Origin of the sequence: Chromobacterium sp. S0633 (assembly GCF_024158805.1) — a bacterium.
Lineage (GTDB): Bacteria > Pseudomonadota > Gammaproteobacteria > Burkholderiales > Chromobacteriaceae > Chromobacterium.
On sequence record NZ_JAMZGH010000097.1, the window covers coordinates 1 to 3,935 of the forward strand.

The following is a 3,935-nucleotide window of genomic DNA, read 5'->3' on the forward strand; positions in this document are numbered from 1 at the left end:
CGGCGGCCGCTGATCGTGGCCGGCGGCGGCGTGCTCTACAGCGCCGGCGGCGCGGCGGCCTTGCGCGCCTTCGCCGAGCGCCACGGCGCGCCGGTGGCCGAGACCCAGGCCGGCAAGAGCGCCTTGTCCTGGGACCACCCGCTGCAATTGGGCGCGATCGGCGTCACCGGCTCGCCGGCCGCCAACCGGCTGGCGGAACGGGCCGACCTGGTGCTGGCGCTGGGCAGCCGCTTGCAGGACTTCAGCACCGGCTCCGGGCAGCTGTTCCGCCAGGCGCGGCTGCTCAGCGTCAACGTCAATGCGCTGGACGGGATCAAGGCCGACGCCGTGGCCCTGAGCGGCGACGCCGCGCTATGCCTGGACGCGCTGTCGGCGCGGCTGGACGGCTGGAGCGCCGACGCCGGCTGGAGCGCCGAGGCGCGCGCGCTGGCCGATGACTGGCGCGCGGATACGGCGCGCGTCACCGGTCAGCGCCAGCCGCACGGCCTGCCTTACGACGGGGAGGTGATCGGCGCGGTGCAGCGCCACCCCGGCTCCGAGCGCGACGACATCGTGGTCTGCGCCGCCGGCACCCTGCCGGCCGAATTGCACAAGCTGTGGCGCGCGGCGACGCCGGGCGGCTACCACCTGGAATACGGCTATTCCTGCATGGGCTATGAAATCGCCGGCGGCCTGGGCGTGAAGATGGCGCGGCCGGAGCGCGAAGTCATCGTGATGGTGGGCGACGGCAGCTATCTGATGATGAACAGCGAGTTGGCCACCTCGGTGATGCTGGACCAGAAACTGATCGTGGTGCTGTTGGACAACCGCGGCTACGGCTGCATCAACCGGCTGCAGCAGGCCTGCGGCGGCGCGCCGTTCAACAATTTGCTGGACGACTGCCGCCAGGGCCGCCACGGCGCGCCGCGAGTGGACTTCGCCGCCCATGCCCGCGCGCTGGGCGCCGAGGCCGAGCACGTGGCCGACATCGCCGGCCTGGAGGCGGCGCTGGTCCGCGCCCGCGCCGCGGAACGCAGTTATCTGATCGTGATCGACACCGATCCGGCGCGCACCACCGAGGCCGGCGGCTGCTGGTGGGAAGTGGCGGTGCCGGAGGTGTCGGAACGGGCCGAGGTCCGCGCCGCGCGCCAGGCTTACGAAGACCGGCTGCGCCGGCGTCAATACGAATAGCGGGGAACAGCGCAATGCATGCATTCGACGTGAAAATCGGCATCAATCCGATTTCCTGGAGCAATGACGACCTGCCGTCGCTGGGCGGCGAAATCTCGCTGGAACAGGCGCTGGCCGAAGGCGCGGCCATCGGCTACCGCGGTTTTGAGCTGGGCAATAAATTCCCGCGCCAGCCGGAAGCGCTGGCGGCGGCGCTGGCGCCGCACGGCCTGCAATGCGTGTCCGGCTGGCATTCCGGCCGTCTGGCCGAGCGCGGTGTGGATGAGGAAATCGCCGCCGTGGAGCCGCATCTGCGGCTGTTGGCCGCCAGCGGCTGCCGGGTGATGGTCTACGGCGAAGTGGCCCAGGCGATACAGGGCCAGCCGCGGCCCTTGAGCCAGCGTCCGCGCTTTGGCTCGGAGCGGCAATGGCGCGACTACGGCGAGCGGCTGAACGCCTTCGGCCGCCATCTGCAAAGCCACGGCCTGACGCTGGCCTACCACCACCATATGGGCGCCTACGTCGAAACCCCGGACGATGTGGACGCGCTGATGGCGGTCACCGGCCCGGAAGTGGGCCTGCTGTTCGACAGCGGCCACATCGCTTTCGCCGGCGGCGAACCGTTAGCGGTGCTGCGCCGCCATATCGGCCGCGTGGTCCACGTCCATTGCAAGGACATCCGCCCGCAGGTGGCGCGGCTGGCGCGCAACCGCGGTTGGAGCTTCCTGGAAGCGGTGCTCAACGGCGTATTCACCGTGCCCGGCGACGGCGTCATCGATTTCGAAGCCCTGCTGCGCATGCTGGCCGAGCACGGCTATCGCGGCTGGCTGGTGGTGGAGGCGGAGCAGGACCCGGTGGTGGCGCCCAGCTACCGCTACGCCGATCTGGGCTTCCGCACCCTGGCCGGGCTGGTGGCCGCCATCCGCGCCGGCGCGCCGGAAAGGAGCTGCGCATGAATCAGCCTGATTTGCGCGTCAAGGCGACGGCCGGCCGCGTCGCCGCCGACATCACCCCGGCCTCCGCCGGCTGGCGCCATGTCGGTTTCCGCGTCTTGCGCCTGGCCGACGGCGAGGCCGAGGACTGGCTGCAAGCGGAGCGGGAATGCTGCGTGGTGGTGCTGGCCGGCGTCGTCGACCTCATCGCCGGCGAACAGCGCTGGCCGGGCGTGGGCGGCCGCGCCGATGTGTTCGACGGGCAAGCGCCGTGGGCGGCTTATATTCCCGCCGGCTGTGCATTGCGTATCGTCGCCCGCGGCGCGGCGGAAGTGGCTTTGTGTTCGGCGCCGGGCCGCCCGCTCAGCCGTCCGCCGCGGCTGATCCGGCCGCAAGACATGGCGCAGAGCGTGCGCGGGCAGGGGAGCAACACCCGCTACGTCACCGACATTCTGCCGCAGCAGGCGGAGGCGGACGGCCTGCTGGTGGTGGAAGTGCGCACCCCGTCCGGCCATTCGTCCAGCTATCCGCCGCACAAGCACGACCGCGACGCGCTGCCGGCGGAAAGCCAGCTGGAGGAAACCTATTACCACCGGGTAAGCCCGGCGCAGGGCTTCGTGTTCCAGCGCGTCTACACCGACGAGCGCGATCTGGACCAGTCCCACGCGGTGGCGGACGGCGACGTGGTGCTGGTGCCGCGCGGCTATCATCCGGTGTGCGTGCCGCACGGCTATGAATCCTACTACCTCAACGTGATGGCCGGGCCGCGCCGCGAATGGCGCTTCCACAACGACCCGGCGCATGAGTGGCTGTTGTCCGGCAAGTCTTAAGATCCCGCCGCAGCGTATTTATTTCCTTATTTCCACGCATGGTTTTTTGATCCGCGGCAGCCATTTATGGCTGTTGCGGTCTGCGGCCATGTGCTGCTCCGGCTTTGACGGCTTGTTTGCCCTGGCATTAAGGACAGTCACCAGTCATTTCCTTCTTTATCCAGACCATGGCGGCTCGCTTGCATCCGTTTTAAATGCTTAAGCTCTTAATTTTCCATGCCGCTGCCGCATTCCCCTTGTTCCACCGCTCAGTCGCCCGCACTGCCCGCTGTGGCAAGGGTGAGTAGCGATACCCGCAGGGCAAGCGGGTAGGGCTGCGGCCTTGGCTCTGTATCGGGCAAGGAGTGGATCATGTCTGACTTCGCCGCTGTCTGGCGGTCCATTCAACACGGCCTGGCCGCGCTGGCCCTCGCCGCGCTGTTGCCGGCCCAGGCCATGGGCAATAAACCGTCCACCGAGATGCTGCCCGCACCGGTCGAGGGCTATAACCACACCTCGGCCGTCATCAACCGCTTTAGCGTCAACCGCGCCGGCGGGCACAACATTGGCCCGTTCAACAACGGCGGCGGCTCACAATCCTGCTGCGCCGCGCTGCCGCGCCAATGGCGGCCTGGACTGATGGCCACCGTCGAGTGGGAAAAAGACCCTAACCCCCGTGATCCTGTGCTGACTTCCTTACGTCCTAACTCACGGGAATGGGCCGACGCCTACGAGCGCCATGCCGCCAACTACACCCAACACCGCGCCGTCGTCGAGATTCCGCAGTACCAGGATTCCTGCGCAATCCAGGTGCACTTTCTGCCCTGCGATGAAGTCCGGGTGACCGCCACCTGTCACAAACCCAGCAGCCCTAATTTTCCCTACAAGGACTGGTATCAAATCAAGGAGCCCAAGACATGTCCCAAATAGACAGCCGTCCCAAGCCCGAAGCGGTACAGCTTCGCTCAGGCCCCTTCCCCGAAAGCGGCCTGCTACCCACCACGCTGGCCGAACGCCGGCAGAACCTGAACGTACAGGCCGGTGA

General features: G+C 68.1%; 4 protein-coding genes. All 4 read left to right on the plus strand.

Annotated elements, in window-relative coordinates; genetic code table 11:
- Positions 1-1,170: thiamine pyrophosphate-dependent enzyme (locus tag NK214_RS24665; RefSeq protein ID WP_253315777.1), on the plus strand; the 1,170-nt coding region annotated here is incomplete at its 5' end.
- 14 nt (positions 1,171-1,184) lie between these two features.
- Positions 1,185-2,105 carry a myo-inosose-2 dehydratase gene (gene iolE, locus NK214_RS24670; protein ID WP_235087503.1) on the plus strand — a complete coding sequence of 307 codons (921 nt, stop codon included), beginning with the start codon at positions 1,185-1,187 and terminating at the stop codon, positions 2,103-2,105.
- On the plus strand, positions 2,102-2,911 hold the full coding sequence (gene iolB, locus NK214_RS24675; RefSeq protein ID WP_253315778.1) for a 5-deoxy-glucuronate isomerase: 810 nt from the start codon (positions 2,102-2,104) through the stop codon (positions 2,909-2,911). The genes iolE and iolB overlap by 4 nt, the downstream gene beginning before the upstream one ends.
- A 351-nt stretch (positions 2,912-3,262) precedes the next feature.
- Positions 3,263-3,820, plus strand: coding sequence for a DUF3304 domain-containing protein (locus tag NK214_RS24680; RefSeq protein ID WP_253315779.1), 558 nt, complete (start codon positions 3,263-3,265; stop codon positions 3,818-3,820).
- The last annotated feature ends 115 nt before the right edge of the window (positions 3,821-3,935 follow it).

Bases quoted from the DNA above. Each gene is read 5' to 3' on its own strand.
- iolE (WP_235087503.1), top strand. From the start codon at position 1,185: ATGCATGCATTCGACGTGAAAATCGGCATCAATCCGATTTCCTGGAGC.
- iolB (WP_253315778.1), top strand. From the start codon at position 2,102: ATGAATCAGCCTGATTTGCGCGTCAAGGCGACGGCCGGCCGCGTCGCC.
- NK214_RS24680 (WP_253315779.1), top strand. From the start codon at position 3,263: ATGTCTGACTTCGCCGCTGTCTGGCGGTCCATTCAACACGGCCTGGCC.